The 19,613-nt window shown below is 36.1% G+C and carries 16 protein-coding genes; 9 read left to right on the top strand and 7 right to left on the bottom strand.

The window, feature by feature from the left end; genetic code table 11:
- Positions 1-297: 297 nt before the first annotated feature.
- Both BW926_RS08000 and BW926_RS07995 read left to right on the top strand, forming a co-directional pair.
- Entirely contained in the window at positions 298-1,419 is a 1,122-nt protein-coding gene (locus tag BW926_RS08000) for a vWA domain-containing protein (RefSeq protein ID WP_076445979.1), read from the top strand.
- A gap of 33 nt (positions 1,420-1,452) precedes the next feature.
- Complete coding sequence (locus BW926_RS07995) at positions 1,453-2,892, top strand: AAA family ATPase (protein WP_076445977.1); 1,440 nt, start codon at positions 1,453-1,455, stop codon at positions 2,890-2,892.
- Positions 2,893-2,959: 67 nt separating this feature from the next.
- Here BW926_RS07995 and BW926_RS07990 read toward each other — a convergent pair whose 3' ends face one another.
- Together BW926_RS07990 and BW926_RS07985 are read right to left on the bottom strand one after the other, a co-directional pair.
- On the bottom strand, positions 2,960-3,454 hold the full coding sequence (locus BW926_RS07990) for a VanZ family protein (protein WP_076445975.1): 495 nt from the start codon (positions 3,452-3,454) through the stop codon (positions 2,960-2,962).
- Positions 3,455-3,597: 143 nt separating this feature from the next.
- Positions 3,598-5,226 (bottom strand): acyl-CoA carboxylase subunit beta, encoded by a 1,629-nt coding sequence (locus BW926_RS07985; protein WP_076445973.1) that lies wholly within the window; start codon positions 5,224-5,226, stop codon positions 3,598-3,600.
- A 664-nt stretch (positions 5,227-5,890) separates the two neighbouring features.
- Here BW926_RS07985 and BW926_RS07980 point away from each other — a divergent pair.
- The 3 genes from BW926_RS07980 to BW926_RS07970 are packed head-to-tail and all read left to right on the top strand — an operon-like array spanning position 5,891 to position 8,627.
- Positions 5,891-6,769 (top strand): DMT family transporter, encoded by an 879-nt coding sequence (locus BW926_RS07980; RefSeq protein ID WP_076445970.1) that lies wholly within the window; start codon positions 5,891-5,893, stop codon positions 6,767-6,769.
- 12 nt (positions 6,770-6,781) lie between these two features.
- Positions 6,782-7,864 carry a putative type IX sorting system protein PorV2 gene (locus BW926_RS07975; protein WP_076445967.1) on the top strand — a complete coding sequence of 361 codons (1,083 nt, stop codon included), beginning with the start codon at positions 6,782-6,784 and terminating at the stop codon, positions 7,862-7,864.
- 13 nt (positions 7,865-7,877) lie between these two features.
- On the top strand, positions 7,878-8,627 hold the full coding sequence (locus tag BW926_RS07970; RefSeq protein WP_076445965.1) for a hypothetical protein: 750 nt from the start codon (positions 7,878-7,880) through the stop codon (positions 8,625-8,627).
- A 155-nt stretch (positions 8,628-8,782) separates the two neighbouring features.
- On the opposite strand, the gene BW926_RS14355 is transcribed toward BW926_RS07970, so the two are convergent.
- The 3 genes from BW926_RS14355 to uvrC all read right to left on the bottom strand — a co-directional run bounded on the left by BW926_RS14355 (position 8,783) and on the right by uvrC (position 12,564).
- Complete coding sequence (locus tag BW926_RS14355; protein ID WP_076445962.1) at positions 8,783-9,634, bottom strand: DUF4822 domain-containing protein; 852 nt, start codon at positions 9,632-9,634, stop codon at positions 8,783-8,785.
- Between the two features lie 212 nt (positions 9,635-9,846).
- Positions 9,847-10,635: a T9SS type A sorting domain-containing protein gene (locus tag BW926_RS07960; protein WP_076445960.1), complete on the bottom strand. Its 789-nt coding sequence runs from the start codon at positions 10,633-10,635 to the stop codon at positions 9,847-9,849.
- Between the two features lie 138 nt (positions 10,636-10,773).
- Positions 10,774-12,564, bottom strand: a complete 1,791-nt coding sequence (uvrC, locus tag BW926_RS07955; protein ID WP_076445958.1) for an excinuclease ABC subunit UvrC — start codon at positions 12,562-12,564, stop codon at positions 10,774-10,776.
- A gap of 282 nt (positions 12,565-12,846) precedes the next feature.
- Here uvrC and hutH point away from each other — a divergent pair, with 282 nt between their 5' ends.
- The 3 genes from hutH to BW926_RS07940 all read left to right on the top strand — a co-directional run bounded on the left by hutH (position 12,847) and on the right by BW926_RS07940 (position 15,342).
- Complete coding sequence (gene hutH / locus BW926_RS07950) at positions 12,847-14,334, top strand: histidine ammonia-lyase (RefSeq protein ID WP_076445956.1); 1,488 nt, start codon at positions 12,847-12,849, stop codon at positions 14,332-14,334.
- Positions 14,335-14,357: 23 nt separating this feature from the next.
- Positions 14,358-14,804 carry a GNAT family N-acetyltransferase gene (locus BW926_RS07945; RefSeq protein WP_076445954.1) on the top strand — a complete coding sequence of 149 codons (447 nt, stop codon included), beginning with the start codon at positions 14,358-14,360 and terminating at the stop codon, positions 14,802-14,804.
- 154 nt (positions 14,805-14,958) lie between these two features.
- Entirely contained in the window at positions 14,959-15,342 is a 384-nt protein-coding gene (locus BW926_RS07940) for a hypothetical protein (protein WP_228403421.1), read from the top strand.
- A gap of 51 nt (positions 15,343-15,393) precedes the next feature.
- Here BW926_RS07940 and ygiD read toward each other — a convergent pair whose 3' ends face one another.
- Positions 15,394-16,221, bottom strand: coding sequence for a 4,5-DOPA-extradiol-dioxygenase (gene ygiD / locus BW926_RS07935; protein ID WP_076445952.1), 828 nt, complete (start codon positions 16,219-16,221; stop codon positions 15,394-15,396).
- 103 nt (positions 16,222-16,324) lie between these two features.
- Complete coding sequence (locus tag BW926_RS07930) at positions 16,325-16,837, bottom strand: YceI family protein (RefSeq protein ID WP_076445950.1); 513 nt, start codon at positions 16,835-16,837, stop codon at positions 16,325-16,327.
- Between the two features lie 627 nt (positions 16,838-17,464).
- Between BW926_RS07930 and BW926_RS07925 the strand changes: the two genes are divergently transcribed.
- Positions 17,465-19,606: a S9 family peptidase gene (locus BW926_RS07925; RefSeq protein WP_076445948.1), complete on the top strand. Its 2,142-nt coding sequence runs from the start codon at positions 17,465-17,467 to the stop codon at positions 19,604-19,606.
- Positions 19,607-19,613: the final 7 nt, after the last annotated feature.

Genomic DNA, 19,613 nt, shown 5'->3' with positions numbered 1-19,613 from the left:
TAGGTCGCCGCCAGTTTTTATTTTAAAAGTCTCATAGATGAAGTTCTGTGAGACTTTTTTGTTTTTTGAGCCTGCCCAAATTATCTTTGCCTATTGCCTATTTTAGCCCGGATAGAAGCGGTTACCCCACAGCTGGGTCGGAGTGATTTGGGTGTAGAAAAGAATTATGAGGCTGGAAAACAATGCTGCGAGGAGTATGAGTGGATAGCCGGATGAAGCTCTTGGAAAAATTAACGGGAATAAATTAAATAGATAAAATCTTTTATTATCTTTTAATTTATGTTGTAACTTTATATTATGAAAGAGCATATTGTGAGAGGGTTCAGGTTTGAAACTTATAAATCACCAGAATTATCTGTGTTTGATCGGTTGCTGGAAATTTTTACAGATTTGTTGACCCACACTTCAGGAGACTTTGATGAAGCGATCGATTGGCTTCGAATGTTGGACGAAGAATACCAACTTACTACTCCGGAATACACTATTAATGATTTTATTGAAGACCTGAAAAAGAAAGGTTACATCCGTGAAGAAGTTGATCCGAATGGAAGAGGAAGTGGTGTGACTTTGAGTGCAAAAATGGAACAAAATATTCGTAAACAGGCACTAAATCAGATTTTTGGAAATCTTGGAAAAAGTGGAATCGGAAATCATAAAACCAATAAAAGCGGTACAGGTGAAGATACGACTGGAGAGTTCCGGAATTATAGTTTTGGAGATCCTGTCGAAAAAATTTCTATTACGGAAAGTCTGAAAAATGCCCAAATCAATAACGGAATCGGAGATTTTCATCTTACTGAGGATGATTTGATCGTGGAAGACAGTATTCATCAATCTCAGATGAGTACGGTTTTGATGATTGATGTTAGTCACAGTATGATTTTGTACGGTGAAGATAGAATTACTCCAGCTAAAAAAGTTGCGATGGCTCTTGCAGAATTGATCACGACACGTTATCCGAAAGATACTTTGGATATTATTGTTTTTGGAGATGATGCATGGCCGGTGAAGATTCAGGAACTGCCTTATTTACAGGTTGGTCCTTATCATACGAATACCGTTGCGGGACTTCAATTGGCAATGGATATTTTGCGTAGAAAGCGAAATACCAATAAACAAATCTTCATGATTACCGATGGAAAACCAAGTTGTGTTCGGGAGCCGGACGGAACTTATTATATGAATTCTTATGGTTTGGATGATTATGTTGTTCAAAAATGTTATAATATGGCGGCCCAGGCTCGCAGACTTCATATTCCGATTACGACTTTTATGATTGCTCAGGATCCTTATTTGCAATATTTTGTAAGCGAATTTACAGAAGCCAATCAAGGGAAAGCCTTTTATACGGGGCTTAACGGATTAGGACATATGATATTTGAGGATTATGAAACTAATCGTAAGAAAAGAATTCGATAAAAAATTAATTGTTAAGAATAGATTTAATTAAAAATGACTGAAAAGCCAACTATAAAAACATTAGGTTCATTAAGAGCATCTGGATATACATCAAAAAATATTAAAGAAGAGCTAAGGGATAATTTAAAAGCAAAAATTCGAAATAAGCAGGTTGTATTTGAAGGGATTTTCGGGTATGAAAATACAGTAATTCCTCAATTGGAACATGCGATCTTAAGCCGTCATAACATCAATTTATTAGGCTTGAGAGGTCAGGCAAAAACAAGACTGGCAAGAATGATGACAAGCTTATTGGATGAATGGATTCCTTTTGTGGAAGGAAGTGAAATCAATGACGATCCGTTTAATCCGATTTCCCGTTTTGCAAAAGAATTAATTGAAAAAGAAGGTGACAATACACCAATAAAATGGCTTCACCGCGATGAAAGATTTTTCGAAAAATTAGCAACTCCGGATGTGACCGTTGCTGATCTGATCGGGGATGTTGATCCTATTAAGGCTGCCAATCTTAAACTTTCGTATGCAGATGATCGTGTGATTCATTTTGGAATGATTCCGAGAGCGAACCGTTGCATTTTCGTTATTAATGAATTGCCGGATCTTCAGGCGAGAATTCAGGTTTCTTTGTTTAATATTTTACAGGAAGGAGATGTTCAGATTCGTGGATTTAAGGTAAGAATGCCTTTAGATATTCAGTTTGTGTTCACTGCGAATCCGGAAGATTATACGAACAGGGGAAGCATTGTTACCCCTTTGAAAGACCGTATCGGCTCTCAGATTTTAACACATTATCCGGAAAATATCAGTACTGCAAGAGAAATTACAAATTATGAGTTAAATCAGGACAGTCGCCAAAACAGTGGAGTCTATGTTCCGTCTTTGGCGAAGGATCTTCTGGAACAGATTGGTTTTGAGGCTCGTGACAGTGAATATGTAGATTCAAAAAGTGGAGTAAGTGCCCGTATGAGCATTACTGCTTTTGAAAATCTGCTGAGCACTGCAGAACGTAGATCTCTTTTGACGGGTGATGAAAATACTTCTGTAAGATTAAGTGATTTTGTTGGAGTTATTCCTGCAATTACCGGAAAAGTAGAGTTGGTATACGAAGGCGAACAGGAAGGGGCAGAAGCTGTCGCTCAATTATTAATTGACAATGCAATAAGAACTTTATTTACCACCTATTTTCCTAAGGTGGAAAAATTGGAAAAAAAGAATGTAGACGGACCATTCAGCGAGATTACGGATTGGTTTCTGGAGGACGATGGCTTCCTGGAAATTACTGATGAATCCCCGGATGAAAATTATGCAAAAGCTCTTAATCGTATTACGCCTCTCGATAGTATTATAGAAAAATATCAACCGGATACCAATCCTGAAGATATTTTATTTTTAAAGGAATTTATCCTTTGGGGATTGGCGGTGAATAAAAAACTGAACAAAGAAAGATTCAGAACCGGGGTTTTCTTTTCTTAAATAATTAAAAAAAGTTTCTTAGATTCTAAGAAACTTTTTTTATATAAATATTAGGAATTATTTGAGATTAAGAAGTTTGAAGCTGAAACTGCTTATCCAGATCGAAATAAAATCTGATATTGGCAATGTTTTGTAATGTAACATATTTGAATATAGTAAAACCTATCAGCATTCCCAAAGAATTTAAAAATACATCATCAACATCTGCAACACCACGACCTGAAATAGATTGAACAATCTCTATAACACTTATCGCACATACAAAAAATATAGAAATAGGGATAATCTTATTAAATCTTTTTATACATAGGCCAAGCCAGCCAAATGGTAAAAACACGAATACATTACCAATTATATTTACCAGGAATGCTTCATTTTGAATTTTTGAATCTATAAAAAAATGACGTATAGTACTAAACGGAGTGGTTTGTACATAACTAATTTCAGAGGCCTCCCTGCCAGAAGCAAAAAACATCATGTAAAGCAAAAAAATAGTATAAACCGTAATAAGTACTGCAAAATTCTTTTTCATAAAGGTTTTAGATAAAAGAGTATCACGCATTAGTTTTTAGCTTATAATGCTGAAACAAAAATTTTGCCTTAGCTTATCGTCTTTAGAAAGTTTATCTTTATTTAATATTTTTTAACTCAATAAAAAACCTCACATTTTAGTGAGGCTGATCATTTAAAGATTTTATTTTTTTATTAAACCTGCATTACTCCCAAATTAAATTTTTCTGTAAGAGGAGCGTGATTTGCTGCTTCAATTCCCATCGAGATCCATTTTCTGGTATCAACAGGATTGATGATAGAATCCGTCCAAAGCCTTGCAGCAGCGTAAGTTGCCTCGGTTTGCTTTTGATATTTTTTGGAAATCGTATCTAAAATCTCGTTGTGCTCTTCCTCGGAAATTTCTTTGCCCTGTTTTTTCAATGTTGATTCCTGGATCTGAGCCAAAACTTTTGCAGCCTGAGCTCCACCCATTACCGCAAGATCTGCCCATGGCCAAGCAACGATCAATCTTGGGTCGTAAGCTTTTCCGCACATAGCGTAATTTCCTGCCCCGTAAGAATTTCCTATAATAATTGTGAATTTCGGAACAACAGAATTCGAAACAGCATTTACCATTTTTGCTCCATCTTTGATGATTCCACCATGTTCAGATTTTGAACCTACCATGAAACCAGTCACGTCCTGTAAAAAAACTAAAGGAATTTTTCTCTGGTTACAATTGGCTATAAATCTTGTTGCTTTATCGGCCGAATCAGAGTAAATTACCCCTCCGAACTGCATTTCCCCTTTTCCGCTTTTTACTAATTTTCTTTGATTAGCAACAATTCCGACAGACCAGCCGTCGATTCTAGCGGTTGCGCAGATGATACTTTTTCCGTAATCAGGTTTGTATTCTTCGTATTCTGAATTATCAACCAAACATTTAATAATTTCATAAGTATCATATTGTTCTGCCCTTGAAACAGGCATAATTCCGAAAATATTTTCCGGCTTTTCTTTTGGCTGGGCACTTTCAATTCTGTCGAAACCAGCTTTATCAGTACTTCCCAAAGATTTCATGATGTTTTTAATTCTATTCAAAGCATCTTTATCATCTTTAGCTTTATAATCGGTAACTCCTGAGATTGAGCAGTGTGTAGTTGCTCCTCCCAAAGTTTCGTTATCAATACTTTCTCCTATGGCAGCTTTTACTAAATAGCTTCCGGCAAGGAAAATTGAGCCTGTTCCGTCCACAATCATCGCTTCATCGCTCATGATCGGGAGGTAAGCGCCACCTGCAACACAGCTTCCCATAACGGCTGAGATCTGAATAATTCCCATTGAGCTCATTTTAGCATTATTTCTGAAAATTCTGCCGAAATGCTCTTTATCAGGAAAAATTTCGTCCTGCATAGGTAAATAAACTCCTGCAGAATCTACAAGATAAATAATTGGAAGTCTGTTTTCCATTGCAATTTCCTGAGCTCTCAGGTTTTTCTTCCCAGTGATAGGAAACCAGGCTCCGGCTTTCACAGAAGCATCATTGGCCACAATAATGCATTGTCTTCCTGAAACATAGCCCATTACCACCACAACGCCTCCACTTGGGCAGCCTCCGTGCTCCTCATACATTTCGTATCCCGCAAAAGCGCCAATTTCTATGGAATCAGAATCCTTGTCAAGAAGATATTCAATTCTTTCTCTTGCCGTCATTTTTCCTTCGTCGCGAAGCTTCTGAAGTCTTTTCTCTCCGCCGCCTTTTTTGATGTCGGCTAGTAAACGGTTTATTTCGGATAGTTTTAATCTGTTCTGATCTTCTCTTTTGTTGAATTCAATGTCCATAAAAATCTCATTTTTTCCGCTTAAAGATACTATTTTTCAAAAGAATTTAAATTGAATTAAAACAGATGTTTAATTTGTTGGTTTCCAGAAATTTGTGAAATATTTAACATAAAAATATTTTCGAATGCGTGATATTTTTTCTAACTTTACACGAGAGTAATAGGGATATTGTCTCTATATAATACTCTAAGTTCCTAGTTTATTTTTTTAATAGTTTATTATTTGAAGGCCCTGAAAGTTGAATAAATTTTCAGGGTTTTTTTATTGTCTTTACATTGAAAACCTAAAGCAATTTTTTTTCTCCAATTTTTAAACTTTTTTAAACCTTGTTTCTCGAAATTAAGTGAAACGCTTTTGTCTATTTTTAAATTTTTTAAGCATGATTTAAATTAAAATCTTTGTTTACCCTTGCGATAAAATTTTAAACGCAAAGTAAGAAAAGAGTATTTTAAATAATTCCGGTTTTAGGTTAAACAAAGGCGCTTCACTTATATAAATAATCCAAAATTAATAATGGAGTTTTGTTTTGAAAAATTTAGAAAAGTTTTTAAAAAATAATTTCAAGCTAAATTTTCTCAAAAAAATGATAGGTTTACTACAAAATTATTGCAGTATTTGTAAAAGCTATTTGTAAATTTGCAAAAAAGTTCAAAGTAGGTAGGATATGCACAAATTAGCTCTTTTCAGATTGCATTTAATAGTGTTTTTATGGGGATTTACGGCAATCTTGGGAAAACTGATTCATGCAAATGCACAGATTCTGGTTTTTTACAGGATGCTTTTCGCAGCGGGTTGCCTTTTTGTGTACATCAGGATCTTTAAGAAAGACAGTATCAAAGTTTCAAAGAAAATTTTCTTACAGCTTGCTGCCATTGGTTTTACGATGGCTTTACATTGGTATTGTTTTTTTTATTCCATAAAGGTTTCGAATGTTTCCATTGCTTTAAGCTGCCTTTCTTTATCGACATTATTTGCCTCAATTTTAGAACCCATTATTTTTAAAAGGAAAATTGATATTTCTGAAGTGGTGATGGGAGTGGTGATCGTTGCCTGCATTTTATTAATATTCAAAACAGAGTTCCGATTTAAAGAAGGTATTTTCTATGGAGTCCTCTGCGCTATATTCGGGACCATATTTTCGGTTTTTAACGGGAAGATGTTTGGTAAAACCAGTTCAGGAAATATTATTTTCTATGAAATTTTCTGCGGATGGTTCATTTTATTGATTATTTATCTGTTTACAGGCCAAATTTTTCAGATGAGTGAAATAAGTTACCGTGATATTGCGTTAATATGCTTGTTGGCAAGTCTTTTCACAGCTTTCCCGATGCTGGAATCGGTGAATTTGATGAAATATATTTCGCCTTTTACACTAATTTTAACAGTTAATTTGGAACCTGTTTACGGAATTATACTAGCTTTTTTTATCTTTGGGGAATCAGAACATATGAGCCCGATTTTTTATATCGCTTCAGGTGTTATGATATTGGCAATCATTGCCAACGGATTAATAAAAGCTAGAAAACAAAAAACTTTAAATTAAGCATCAACTTATATGATGAAAAAATATCTTTTACTTGTATTTTCCCTGCTGTTTGGGGTTTCGCAATCTCAGATTATCAGAAAATATTCGAACGAATTCCTTAATATAGGAGCCGGAGCAAGAGGGCTTGCAATGGGTGGAGCCGTAGTTTCTAACCAGGATGATGTATATTCTCCAATGTGGAACCCGGCCGGGTTGATGGCCATTGAAAAAGACTGGCAGGGAGCTGCAATGCATGCAGAATATTTCGAATCTATCGCAAAATATGATTACCTGGCTTACGCAAAAGTGCTGGAAACGGGTGTTTTCGGAGTTTCTGTGGTAAGGCTTGGGGTAGATAATATCTTAAATACCACTCAGTTGATTGATACTGAAGGAAATATTGATTATGATAAAATCACAAAATTCTCCCAGTCAGATTATGCTGCAATTTTATCTTATGCTTTTAATCCTGCAGGAAATACAAAATTAGACGTTGGGGTAAACGCAAAAATTGTTTACAGAAATGTAGGGAAATTTGCGAATGGATACGGTTTCGGTTTTGATATCGGGGCAATCTATAAATTGGATAACGGCTATAAAATAGGGGGTATGCTGAGAGATGCAACGACTACCGTAAACTTCTGGAGTGTTAATCAAAAAGAGCTTTCAACGGTCGTAAACGGTGAAGAATTCAACCCTGCACCGAAAGATAAAATGGAATTAACAATGCCGAAATTGAATGTAGGAGTAAGCAAAAATTTTGAAATCAACAGTAGTGTATATGTTTTACCGGAAGCGGGAATTAATGTAGATTTTGCTAAAACTGCAGCTCTTATTTCAACAGATTTTGCAAGTATTACACCTTATGCCGGTGCGGAATTGGGGTATCAAAAAATGATTTTTGTGAGATTAGGGGTCAACAGATTCCAATCAATTACCGATATTGAAGATCTTAAAAGAAAGGTTTCTTTCCAGCCAAGTGCTGGTATTGGGATACGATACAGAGGTCTTACATTGGATTACGCGATTACAAATTCAGGAATCGGAGGATCTAATTTCTACTCGAATTTCTTGTCTTTAAAATTGGATATGGGGCAGTTTAGAAATGATTAAAACTTTAAATTAGATGAAAAAGCTTTCACTTGTTATACTTACAGCTTGTTCCATTTTAGCTTTCGGACAAAAGGTTTCGGATTACAAATATATTTCCCTGCCGGGTAAATTTGAAACTTTCAAGGAAGATTTTGGTTTGGGAGATATGCTGACAAAAACGTTGAGAAGTAAAAATTATACAGTACTTCCGGCAGACAAAATGCAGTGGCCGTCTGATGCGCAAAGCAACCCGTGCAATGTTTTGACGGGGGATATCATCAATGACAGTGGTTTCTTGAGAAATAAAGTGCTTCTACAGTTTAAAGACTGTAATAATAAAGTTATTTCGTCAATCAAAGGGTCTTCTAGTATTAAAGATTTTAAAGAAGGTTTCCAGGATGCTTTGAAACAGACCTTTACTTCAGTTTCCCCTGCTAACCCTATCATCCAGGCTCAGCAGCAGTCTGCACCGAAAACAGAGGTTGTTTCTGAAACGGCTGTAAAAAACAATGTATCATCTTCAGAAGATAATATAGCTCAGAAATTTAGTAATGGAAAATTGGATTTGCAGAGAATTCAGATCGACAATTCTCAATTTATTCTGGTAGGCTCCAATAGCTCTTCGCCATTCGCAACATTCAAAGCAACAACTAAAAGCGATGTTTTCAGGGTCAAGCTGCAAAACGGAGAATCTACAATCGGATATTTTGAAAACGGGAATATTGTAATTGAAATCCCGAAGGGTAACGGCGAATATGCTAAAGAAGTCTTTTTAAAAAGATAATCTATAATACAAAAAATTAAAAGGGCTGTCTCCGATACGCTAAAAATCCCTGAAAGGAGTTCTAATGATAATGGGGACAGCCTTTATTAACATAAATATATTTGGCTAAAATAATTTTATAATAACAAAACTCTGAATTGTTCTTATATTCAATTTTAAGGTTGAGGGTGATTAACCGATTTATGAACAATGTCATAGTAAATTGACGGATAAGCTTGGTTTGGATGGATTCTGTATGTAAACGTAGTGTCATCTAGTACAAGAATATCTACGTTACGGGTGAACAGCTCATTCCCATTATCATCTAATGCAATAATGGTTCTCGTTTTTCCATCCAATGAAACTAACCATCTTCCTTGGGATCTTAGCACATTATTCAATCCATAAATTCTGTAAGCACCTCCTGGATTGAAGTATCCATATCCTACAAAACCATTCACCGCAGCGTTATTCAAATCTACATGATTCCCCTGGTTATCTAAAGCATCTTTAGTTTCCCAGGCATGGGATGCTAAAATCAGCTGTCCTAAATGAGGCTCCGGGTGTACAACTCTTGTATGAACGATATCATAAAATTCTGAAGGATCAGAAGCATTTGTATGGATCCTGTAGGTAAATTCATTTTTATTGAGTACGAGGATATCCACGTCACGAGAGAAAACAGTTGCTCCGTCTGCACGTAATGCGGTAATCGTTCTTGTTTTTCCGATTGGATCTACAGACCAGGTTCCTCTTGATCTTAGCACATCATTAAGTCCGTAAATGGCAAAATTTCCATCTGTTTTAAAATAAGCAAACCCGACAAACCCATTAACCTTAGCATCATTAAGATCTACAGGATTACCGTCTTTGTCTCTGGCGGCTGTAGTTTCCCAAGGGGTAGAAGATAATATTTGCGATGGGGTAAGGTGTTCTTCAAAGGTATTGTTATCATCCGAACAAGAGATTCCAGTACCTGCCGTAATCATTACAGCTGCAATGTAGCATGCTTTTAATAATCTATTCATAATTTAATATTTATTTGTAAATAAATTCAAGTATTTTTAATGTTTAATTAGAATTAACGGTAGAAATCTACTATCAATAGGCTTAACATTATTGATGCAGTAGCGATGAAGTATTGTAGAAAACATAATTTTTTGAGGATCATAACCAGATAATGGATATAAAAAAAGGCTGATTCATCTTGAAACAACCTCTTTTTATTACTTGAGGAATTTTATTTTTTAATAAACTTTACAGTTTGATCTTCTTTATTGCTCTTAATCTTAGCAGTATATGTTCCTGGAACAAGCTCTGATAATTTTATTGAAGTTTTGTTCTTGTTTTCTGAAACAGTCTTTACTAATTTTCCATTGGCATCGTAGATATGTACTGATTTTATTGAATTTTTCCCCTCTATATTCAGAACGTCGGAAACAGGATTAGGATAAACTTTAGCAACGGATTTTGTTACCTCTGAAGTTGCCAGAGCTCCTGTAACATTTACCGTATAATCTGTCCAGGTTCCGTATGCATATGTCGCACAGGCAGAGTCTGCGGTTGGTGTTCCCGGCCCGGAATTGGCCAATCTGTTCCATACTCTCATTCTATACGGTCCTGATGCTACAGAGGCAGGTACCATAAAATCTCCGGTGTAAGTTTGATTCTGGTTTGCTATGTATGCCGGTAAAAATAATGCTTCTCCTGAGTCATCAAAATCTCCATCTTTATTAAAATCGATGGCCATTCCACAAGCTGTCCAGTTTGTCGTCGAAACATTTATGGTATAATTTGTATCTGTACTTAGATTAACTATTACTGATGTCCTATCCCTACTTGATGTGCAAGTTCCAGAAGCAAATGTATTATCAAAACTAGCCTGAGGAATAGTTACCTGTGTAATTCTCCAGTTATAACAGCCACTTGGATACGAAGGATTGCAATAGGTTTGCGCATTAAATAATGATGTAAAAGTAATTCCCAATAAAAGAGTAAAAACTTTTGCTAATTTGTAATTTTTTGCCATAATTATAATTAATTTAAATATTATTTACTAAAATATTCATTATTGTATAAAATTACAAATTTTAGTATTGTTTTAATTATAATTACATATTTGATTTATTATTTTAATTAAATCTAATAAAAATCACTATTAAAAGAATTAATTATTGAAAAAATCATGAATAACTTTAGCCTTACTTTTTCCTAATATCTCTTCTAAAGTTTCTAAACTTGACTCTTTTATTCTTTTTACAGACTTTAATTTTGATAAAAGAAGCTCAATTGTCTTTTCTCCAATACCAGGAATTTCCTCCAGCTCAGATTTTATGGTTGAGTTTTTTCTTCTTGTTCTGTGATGTTTTACACCGAAACGGTGGGCTTCGTCTCTCACACGTTGTAAAATTTTCAGTGTTTCAGATTTTTTATCAAGATATAAAGGAATAGGATCTTCCGGAAAGAAAATTTCTTCAAGCCTTTTTGCGATGCCTACGATGGTTATTTTTCCGTATAAGCCTAATAACCGTAAGCTTTTCACAGCTGAAGATAATTGCCCCTTTCCACCGTCTATCAGAATTAACTGAGGCAAACTTTCACCTTCATCCAGCATTCTTTTGTAACGGCGGTAGATCACTTCTTCCATCGTGGCAAAATCATTCGGGCCTTCAACAGTTTTTGGATGGAAAATCCTGTAATCTGCTTTGCTTGGTCTTCCGTCTTTAAAAACCACACACGCCGAAACAGGATTGGTCCCCTGGATATTCGAGTTGTCAAAACCTTCGATGTGCCGTGGCTCTACTGGCATCCTCAGTAGCTTTTGCATTTCGGCCATGATTCTGTTGGTATGTCTTTCAGGATCCACGATCTGAACCTGTTTTAGCTTTTCCAGTCGATATTCTTTTGCATTTTTTTCGGAAAGCTCTACAATACGTTTTTTGTCTCCTACTTTTGGGACAATCAGCTTTACATTCGGGATTTCAATGGGCAGATGAAATGGCAGTAAAACTTCCTTAGAATCAGAGCTGAATTTCTGACGGATTTCAATCAATGCCTGCTCCATAATTTCCTCATCGCTTTCCTCAAGGATTTTCTTGATCTCGGTGGTAAAACTCTGGATAATATTTCCATTCCTGATTTTAAAGAAATTAACATAAGCCGCGGTTTCGTCACTCGTCATTCCGAAGACATCCACATCATCAATATTCGGATTTACCACAGTGTTTTTAGCCTGATAATCTTCCAAAATATCCAGCCTCTCCTTGATAATCTGGGCATGTTCAAACTGAAGGTTCGTGGCAAGTTTCATCATCTGATTCACCAGATAATCTTTTGCCTTTCGGAAATCTCCTTTGATGATCCCACGGATGGCATCAATTTTTTCGTCATAATCTTCTTTGCTTTCTAGGTCTTCACAAGGGCCTTCGCAGTTTTTAATATGATATTCCAGGCATACCTTGTATTTTCTTTCTTCAATCTTATTGGGAGAAAGATTCAGATTGCATGTTCTTAATTTGTAAATATGCTTAATCGTATCCAGTAAAATTTTTGCCGGGCGGACTTTTGCGTAGGGCCCGTAATATTCAGATCCGTCTTTTATTATGGTTCTCGTTAAAAATATTCGTGGAAAATCCTCATTTTTAATGCAGATCCAGGGATAGGTTTTGTCATCTTTGAGCATGACATTGTAAAAAGGCTGGTGTTCTTTTATTAAATTATTTTCTAATAAAAGTGCGTCATATTCGCTGTTGACAATAGTTGTTTCCAGCCTTTGGATTTTCCCGACCATTATTTTGATCCTGTATCCCGAAAGGTTTTTGTTGAAATAGGAGAGAACTCTTTTCTTTAAATTTTTCGCTTTTCCCACGTACAAAAGCTGATCGTTTTTATCATAATAGCGATAAACGCCGGGTTCAGATGGTAAAGTTTTAAGCTGTAATTCTAAAGAAGGATTCATATAACAAAATTAAGGAATTTAAGGGCACAAAAAAAGACGTAGATTTCTACAGCTTTAATTATTTATGTTAAAATTATCTTGTCAGTTTGCCATTGCAGTGTATTCGTATACTAGGAAGCTGAAATAATCTCATTCTGACAGTAAAGTTTCATAAGGTGTTAATTTTTTATTCCGACGGCAGAAGAAGTGAATTAATTTGCTTGTTGTAAGAAAAATATATGGTTGAAAAAATTAGTTTTCCAATTATTGTTAAATGTGTAATTTTAGAACAAATTTTTAAAAATGATATACGGTGTAGATGTTTTCGGTTTCCATGATGTTTTAGAGATCTGTAAAACTCCAAATAAAGCTAAGCTGAACAAGGCGGCGAAAGAACAGATTATAAAATCTCAGAAAAATGTTCAGAAAATTGTAGAATCGGATCAGTGTGTTTACGGTATCAATACAGGGTTCGGACCTCTTTGTGATACAAAAATTTCTGCTGACGAGACAGCGCTTTTACAATATAATTTAATTATCTCCCACGCCGTCGGTGTCGGAAAACCTATCGATAAAGAACTTTCAAAAATCATGATGATTGCTAAGGTTCATGCCTTGTCGAAAGGCTTTTCAGGAGTTTCCCTGGAAGTGATTGAAAGAATGATCCTCATGCTGGAGAAAGATATTATCCCGGTAGTGCCAGAGCAAGGCTCTGTGGGGGCTTCGGGAGATTTAGCTCCTTTAGCGCATTTAGTCTTACCGCTTTTGGGTTTAGGCAAAGTTTGGGTAGGAAACGAAATTTTTGAGACTTCTGAAATTTTTGAGAAAAAAAATCTTGAGCCTTTGATTTTAGGCCCAAAAGAAGGCCTGGGATTAATTAACGGAACTCAATTTATCCTGGCTCATGCTATCAAAGGATTAGAAAAATTTGAGTATTTATTAGATCTTGCTGACATGACCGCTGCAATGAGTTTAGAGGCTTACAGAGGGTCTCAGAGCCCATTCAAAAAAGAACTCCACGAAATAAGGCCGTTTGAAGGAAGTAAAAAAGTGGCGGCAAGAATGTTGAAATTCCTGAAAGGATCAGAGAATATGAAAGCGCATGAAGATTGTGAAAGAGTCCAGGATCCGTATTCGATGAGATGTGTTCCGCAGGTTCACGGAGCGAGCAGAAATGCCTTCGAGCATCTGAAAATGATGGCAGAAACGGAACTGAATTCTGTAACAGATAACCCAATCGTTTTAAGTGCAGAAGAATCTATTTCGGGTGGAAATTTCCATGGGCAATTAATGGCTCTGCCTTTGGATTATGCTACGTTGGCGGTGGCTGAATTAGGAAATATTTCAGACAGAAGAAGCTATTTATTATTGGAAGGGAAATATGGCCTGCCAAGATTATTAACGGAAAGTTCAGGGCTTAATTCAGGATTTATGATTCCTCAGTATACTTCTGCGGCGCTGGTTACAGAAAATAAAACGTTGTGCTTCCCAGCGTCGGCGGATTCAATTCCGACGAGTCTGGGGCAGGAAGATCATGTTTCTATGGGAAGTATTTCGGGAAGAAAATTCAATCAGGTTCTTGGAAATCTGGTGAATATTTTAGCGGTGGAGTTAATGTTTGCCGCTCAGGGGCTGGAATTCAGAAGGCCTGCAAAATGCTCAAAAATTATTGAAGAAAATTATTCCATTCTTCGTTCAAAGGTAGCTAAGCTTGAAGATGACAGATTGATTGGGCAGGATATGTTGGCTATCGCGGGATTGATTAATGAAAGAAAATTTATAGTTAATTAATTTAGTAGTTAAAACAATTCAAAATGATAATTAAAAGAACAGATTCTTCCAACAAAGATTTTCAGGATTTAGTAAAACTTTTAGACGCAGATTTAGCGATTCGCAATGGTGATGATCATGCATTTTATGATCAGTTTAATAAAATTGATATGATCAAAAACTGTATTGTCATTTATATCGATGAAAGACCGGCAGCCTGCGGCGCATTTAAGAAATTTGAGGATGATACGGTAGAAATTAAGAGAATGTATACTAATCCCGATTTCAGAGGAAGAGGTTCGGCAACAACCATAGTAAAAGAACTCGAAAAATGGGCAAAAGAGCTGGGATATAAAAAAGCTGTTCTGGAAAGTTCTTTGCAACAAAACGAAGCGCTTTCAATTTATGAAAAAAGCGGGTTTCAGAGAATTCCGAATTATGGGCAGTATATAGGGGTTGATAAAAGTGTCTGCTACGAGAAATTATTATAAAATTAATTTAATTTAAACTAAAAAAAGTAATGTTATTCATGTATAGCATTACTTTTTTGTTTAAAAAGAGATTGTATCATATAATTAGGTATTTCTACGCGTAGTGAAAAATTAGCAAATATATGCTGCCGGATTTCCCTTACCTGCAGTAGCTTTGTCATGTGATCATAATCAAAAACTAAAAAATCATGGAGACCAGAAACCATTAAAAACGGGGCGAAATCCGAAAGGCCAGAAGAATAAGAAAGCTAATCAAAACATTAATCATGTCAACGCAAGAATTAGTAGTAGGAGGCTGGAAAAAGTATCACGTTCTTACCTCGGAAGATCAAAAAATATTCAACGAAGCAATGGAAGGGTTTGTAGGAGTAAAATACACTCCTCACAGGAAGTATCTACACAATTGGTAAACGAAACCAACTACCGTTTCAGATGCATCGCTTCTATGCCGCCTTCACAAATGGTTTGGGAAGCAATTGTAGAAATTTATGCACCAATTGAAGGAAGACCGCACGTGACTTCTATTCACAGATTTTAACAGTAACATTTTACTTATATGAATCGGGGGAATTTTTCTTCCGATTCTTTTTTATCCGATTTTTACGCTCGTCATGCTTAATGAACCGGCAAGTAATTCATCATTGAACAAGCTAAGGTTCTCAGATTTATCTTTTAAGCCCAATATATAGATCAATGGTAAATAATGATCAGGTGTAGGAACTGCATACTGTAGAAAAGTTCCCTGCTTCTGATAATCAATAATAGGCTGGAAATTTCCGTCCAAAAGCCAGTTGTTCGTTTTTTCCCGGGCTTCAATCGCCCAGTCCCAGCCGGCTCCCACGGTGTTGATATTTCGCCAGTCGATCAATCTTAAATTATGAACAATATTTCCGCTTCCGATAATTAAAATGCCTTTTTCTCTAAGTTTGTTTAATCTTTTAACTAAATCAAAATGATATTGAGAAGGTTTTGTGTAATCAATGCTCATTTGAATGACGGGAATATCTGCATTTGGGTACATGTGTTTAATTACAGACCATGCACCATGATCTAATCCCCAATTATGATCTTCTTCCACTAGAACCGGAGCCAATAATTCTGCTGTTTCTCTCGCCAATTCCGGATTTCCCGGAGCCGGATACTGTACATCAAACAACGCCTGCGGAAAACCTCCGAAATCATGAATCGTTCTCGGCGTATTCATGGAGGTTACCTTCGTCCCATTCGTAAACCAGTGAGCTGAGATACACAAAATGGCATTCGGTTTGGGAATTTCATTGGCAGCCTTTCGGAAGCCCTGTACAAACTGATTTTCTTCAATGGCATTCATTGGCGAACCATGCCCAAGAAAAAGAACAGGCATTCTTCGGGTATTCCCAAAATTTTCACTGATATTTTGCAGATCGTTGAGGTTCATATTTTAGATGATAAAATAGATATTAGATGAATAGATAAAAAAGCAAAGAACAAAGACATTATATCTTTTTCCCTTGCTCTTTTACTTTTTCCTTAGGCTCTTCTTAAGCTTGTTTTACAAACTGTAGTTCACCGGCAAGCTTTACTTCTTCGCTTACCATTACGCCACCTGCTTCAAGAGCGGCATTCCAGTTAAGCCCGAAATCTTTTCTGTTGATTTTTCCTTCAAAAGAGAAACCCGCTTTTGTATTTCCCCAAGGGTCTACATTAATACCGTTAAAATCTACATCCAGTTTTACAGGTTTTGTAATCCCGTTGATGGTAAGATTTCCTGTTACTTCACCATTCAGGGCCTGAGATTCAAAAGTGATTGTAGGATTTGCTTCAGAATTAAAGAATTCGGCAGATTTTAAGTGGTTATCTCTGTCTGTATTGTGTGTAGAGATAGAATCTGTCTGAATTGTTGCTGTAGTTTTAGCATTAGCAAAGCTGTCATCATCAGCTTCAATTTCTGCATTGAAGTTGGTGAAGTTTCCTTTAATATTAGAAATCATCATGTGTTTTACTTTGAAAGTAATTTCACTATGTGCTGGGTCTAGGTTCCATTTTGTAGCCATTGTAATAGTATTTTTGTTGTTAAATTATAATGCGAATTTAAGTCAGTCGGAGGGTACAAATCATTGACGTAGGATAAGAAATTAGTTTTTGTTTATTTTCTTTTTATTTGAAGCTTAATCCCGCTTTTCGTTACAATCTTTTTTTAAAAGGATTTCCACTGCAATCGGGGCTAGGGAGTGACGAAGCAATCTCAATAGTTATATTTCCATACTTTTGCCTTTCCATAGGAATCTAATTAGAATCTTTACATATTGTTTTAAACTTTGCTTAGATCCTTCAGGATGACAAACGTACTGCTCATTTGCTAAGTGGAACGCCCTTGCGAACTAAGAATATTCAGTATAATTTTAAAATAAAATCTTAGCGAAAATTGCGTTAAAATAGATTCTTCACTCCGCTTCTGAGCTGCGTTCGTAGACCTTCAGTCTATATTCAGAATGACAATTAATCATAAAATCAATAGTAAAAACCATCAGCCATTAACTAACAACCATCAATAAAAAACCCATATTAAGTTAAGAAATATTTCCCATCAATACCACACTCTTAATTTATCAGTCTTTTATTTTAACATTTCTTAACGAATGATTTTTATTTCTTATTTTTGATGGATTCAATTTTATACAATGAAATTATATAGATTTTCTTTATTGATGATGGTTTTGGGCGGTTCGGCATTTGCCCAGACTCAAAAATTCACGATGGCGGAAGCGGTTAACGGCCTGAGAACTAATCTTGCGATTAAAAGCATCTCACAATTTTCATGGTCTAATGATGGGAAATCATACATCCAAGCCGTAAAAGGCGGTTATTTGATCACTGATCTGAAAACCAATAAGCAGGATACGCTGGTGTCACTTACCCAGCTGAATAAAAACCTGACGGATAACGCATTGAAAGCTGTACCACAGATAAAATTCACAAGCAATTCCCACGGATATTTCAACGCAAATGACAAAATGGTATGGGTTGAAAAATCGGGAAGTGACTGGAAGATGAAAAATTCCGTTACAATAGATAAAGAAGCATCTAATCTGAAAGTTTTTGCAAATAATCAAATTTTTGCTTTTACAGTGAAAAATAATTTGTTCGTCAGCAAAAACGGAAAAATAATCACCGTAACGAATGATTCTGACGAAAATATCCTGAATGGAGCTTCCAATGTACACAGAAATGAATTTGGAATTGATACGGGAATTTTCCCATCTCCAAATTCAGAAAATGTGGCGTTTTATAGAATGGACCAAACTATGGTGGCAGATTACCCGATCATCGACTGGTCGGTAACACCGGCAGAAAATCACAATATAAAATATCCTATGGCTGGGCAAACTTCGCATCAGGTAACATTGGGCATTTTCAATATCAAAGAACAAACTACCACTTTCTTAAAAATTGATGGGGAAAAAGATCAATATCTAACGGCTGTGACGTGGAGCCCGGATTCAAAATACATTTTCGTGGGTGTTTTGAACAGGGGGCAAAACCACATGAAAATGAACCAGTATGATGCGGTAACCGGAGATTTGGTGAAAACGTTGTTCGAAGAAACAAGTGATAAATACGTGGAACCGCAGCATCCGCTGACATTCTTCCCGAATTCCAATACAGACTTTATCTGGCAGAGCCAGAGAACGGGCTACAATCACTTGTTCCATTATAGTTTAGAAAAAGGCCTGGTAGCACAAATCACAAAAGGGGACTGGCTGGTAACTGACATTCTGGGTTTTAATGAAAAGAAAAAAGAAATTTACTTCACGTCTACAAAAGAAACTCCTTTGGAGAAACATTTATATAAAATTAATTGGACAAGCTTTAAAATGCAGCGCCTGGATAATGCAGAAGGTGTTCACAATGGGGTTTTAAGCAGCGACGGAAATTATCTGTATGATATGTATACTAGTGCCTCCATCCCAAGAGTGGCGAACATTATTAATACAAATACCCTAAAATCAAATACTATTTTAACTGCTGAAAATACATTAAAAAATTATCAGCGCCCTGAAATTAAAAATGTAGAGTTAAAAGCAGACGACGGAACTCCTTTATACGGGAAAATCATTCTTCCGACCAATTTTGATCCGAATAAAAAATATCCTACAATAGTTTATCTGTATAATGGTCCGCACTTGCAGCTGATCACCAATACTTTTCCGGCTTCCGGGAATCTTTGGTATGAATATATGGCTCAGAACGGATACATTATTTTCACAATGGATGGAAGAGGCTCTGCTAATCGCGGCTTGAAGTTTGAGCAGGCAGTTTTCAGAAATCTGGGGACTATTGAAATGAACGACCAGATGAAAGGGGTAGAGTACCTGAAATCTCTTCCTTACGTAGATGCTGAAAGAATGGGAATTCACGGCTGGAGCTTCGGCGGATTTATGACAACAAGCTTTATGCTTCGTAAGCCGGATATTTTCAAAGTAGGAGTTGCAGGAGGTCCTGTAATCGATTGGAGTATGTATGAAGTCATGTACGGCGAAAGATATATGGATACTCCTCAGGAAAATCCTAAAGGCTATGCCGCTGCAAATCTTCTGGATAAAGTTCAGAACCTGAAAGGGAAGTTACTGATGATTCACGGGGCACAGGACGATGTGGTGGTTTGGCAGCATTCGGTGAAATTTATTAAGTCTGCAGTGGATAATGGTGTACAGCTGGATTATTTTGTTTATCCCGGGCATCCGCATAATGTCATCGGAAAAGACAGAGTACATCTGATGCAGAAAATAACAGATTATTTTGACTTATATTTGAAGAAATAATCTTTAA

This window comes from Chryseobacterium sp. RU37D (assembly GCF_900156075.1).
Taxonomy (GTDB): domain Bacteria; phylum Bacteroidota; class Bacteroidia; order Flavobacteriales; family Weeksellaceae; genus Chryseobacterium.
The sequence above is the reverse complement of the archived record's forward strand: the minus strand, read 5'-3'. Positions and strand labels throughout refer to the sequence as shown.

What these genes read in the sequence shown, in the direction of transcription:
- BW926_RS14355 (WP_076445962.1), bottom strand. Translation starts at nt 9,634, where the DNA reads ATGAATAGATTATTAAAAGCATGCTACATTGCAGCTGTAATGATTACG.
- BW926_RS07990 (WP_076445975.1), bottom strand. Translation starts at nt 3,454, where the DNA reads ATGCGTGATACTCTTTTATCTAAAACCTTTATGAAAAAGAATTTTGCA.
- hutH (WP_076445956.1), top strand. Translation starts at nt 12,847, where the DNA reads ATGATATACGGTGTAGATGTTTTCGGTTTCCATGATGTTTTAGAGATC.
- BW926_RS07960 (WP_076445960.1), bottom strand. Translation starts at nt 10,635, where the DNA reads ATGGCAAAAAATTACAAATTAGCAAAAGTTTTTACTCTTTTATTGGGA.
- BW926_RS07930 (WP_076445950.1), bottom strand. Translation starts at nt 16,837, where the DNA reads ATGGCTACAAAATGGAACCTAGACCCAGCACATAGTGAAATTACTTTC.
- BW926_RS07925 (WP_076445948.1), top strand. Translation starts at nt 17,465, where the DNA reads ATGAAATTATATAGATTTTCTTTATTGATGATGGTTTTGGGCGGTTCG.
- uvrC (WP_076445958.1), bottom strand. Translation starts at nt 12,564, where the DNA reads ATGAATCCTTCTTTAGAATTACAGCTTAAAACTTTACCATCTGAACCC.
- BW926_RS07995 (WP_076445977.1), top strand. Translation starts at nt 1,453, where the DNA reads ATGACTGAAAAGCCAACTATAAAAACATTAGGTTCATTAAGAGCATCT.
- BW926_RS07970 (WP_076445965.1), top strand. Translation starts at nt 7,878, where the DNA reads ATGAAAAAGCTTTCACTTGTTATACTTACAGCTTGTTCCATTTTAGCT.
- BW926_RS08000 (WP_076445979.1), top strand. Translation starts at nt 298, where the DNA reads ATGAAAGAGCATATTGTGAGAGGGTTCAGGTTTGAAACTTATAAATCA.
- BW926_RS07980 (WP_076445970.1), top strand. Translation starts at nt 5,891, where the DNA reads ATGCACAAATTAGCTCTTTTCAGATTGCATTTAATAGTGTTTTTATGG.
- BW926_RS07945 (WP_076445954.1), top strand. Translation starts at nt 14,358, where the DNA reads ATGATAATTAAAAGAACAGATTCTTCCAACAAAGATTTTCAGGATTTA.
- BW926_RS07985 (WP_076445973.1), bottom strand. Translation starts at nt 5,226, where the DNA reads ATGGACATTGAATTCAACAAAAGAGAAGATCAGAACAGATTAAAACTA.
- BW926_RS07975 (WP_076445967.1), top strand. Translation starts at nt 6,782, where the DNA reads ATGATGAAAAAATATCTTTTACTTGTATTTTCCCTGCTGTTTGGGGTT.
- ygiD (WP_076445952.1), bottom strand. Translation starts at nt 16,221, where the DNA reads ATGAACCTCAACGATCTGCAAAATATCAGTGAAAATTTTGGGAATACC.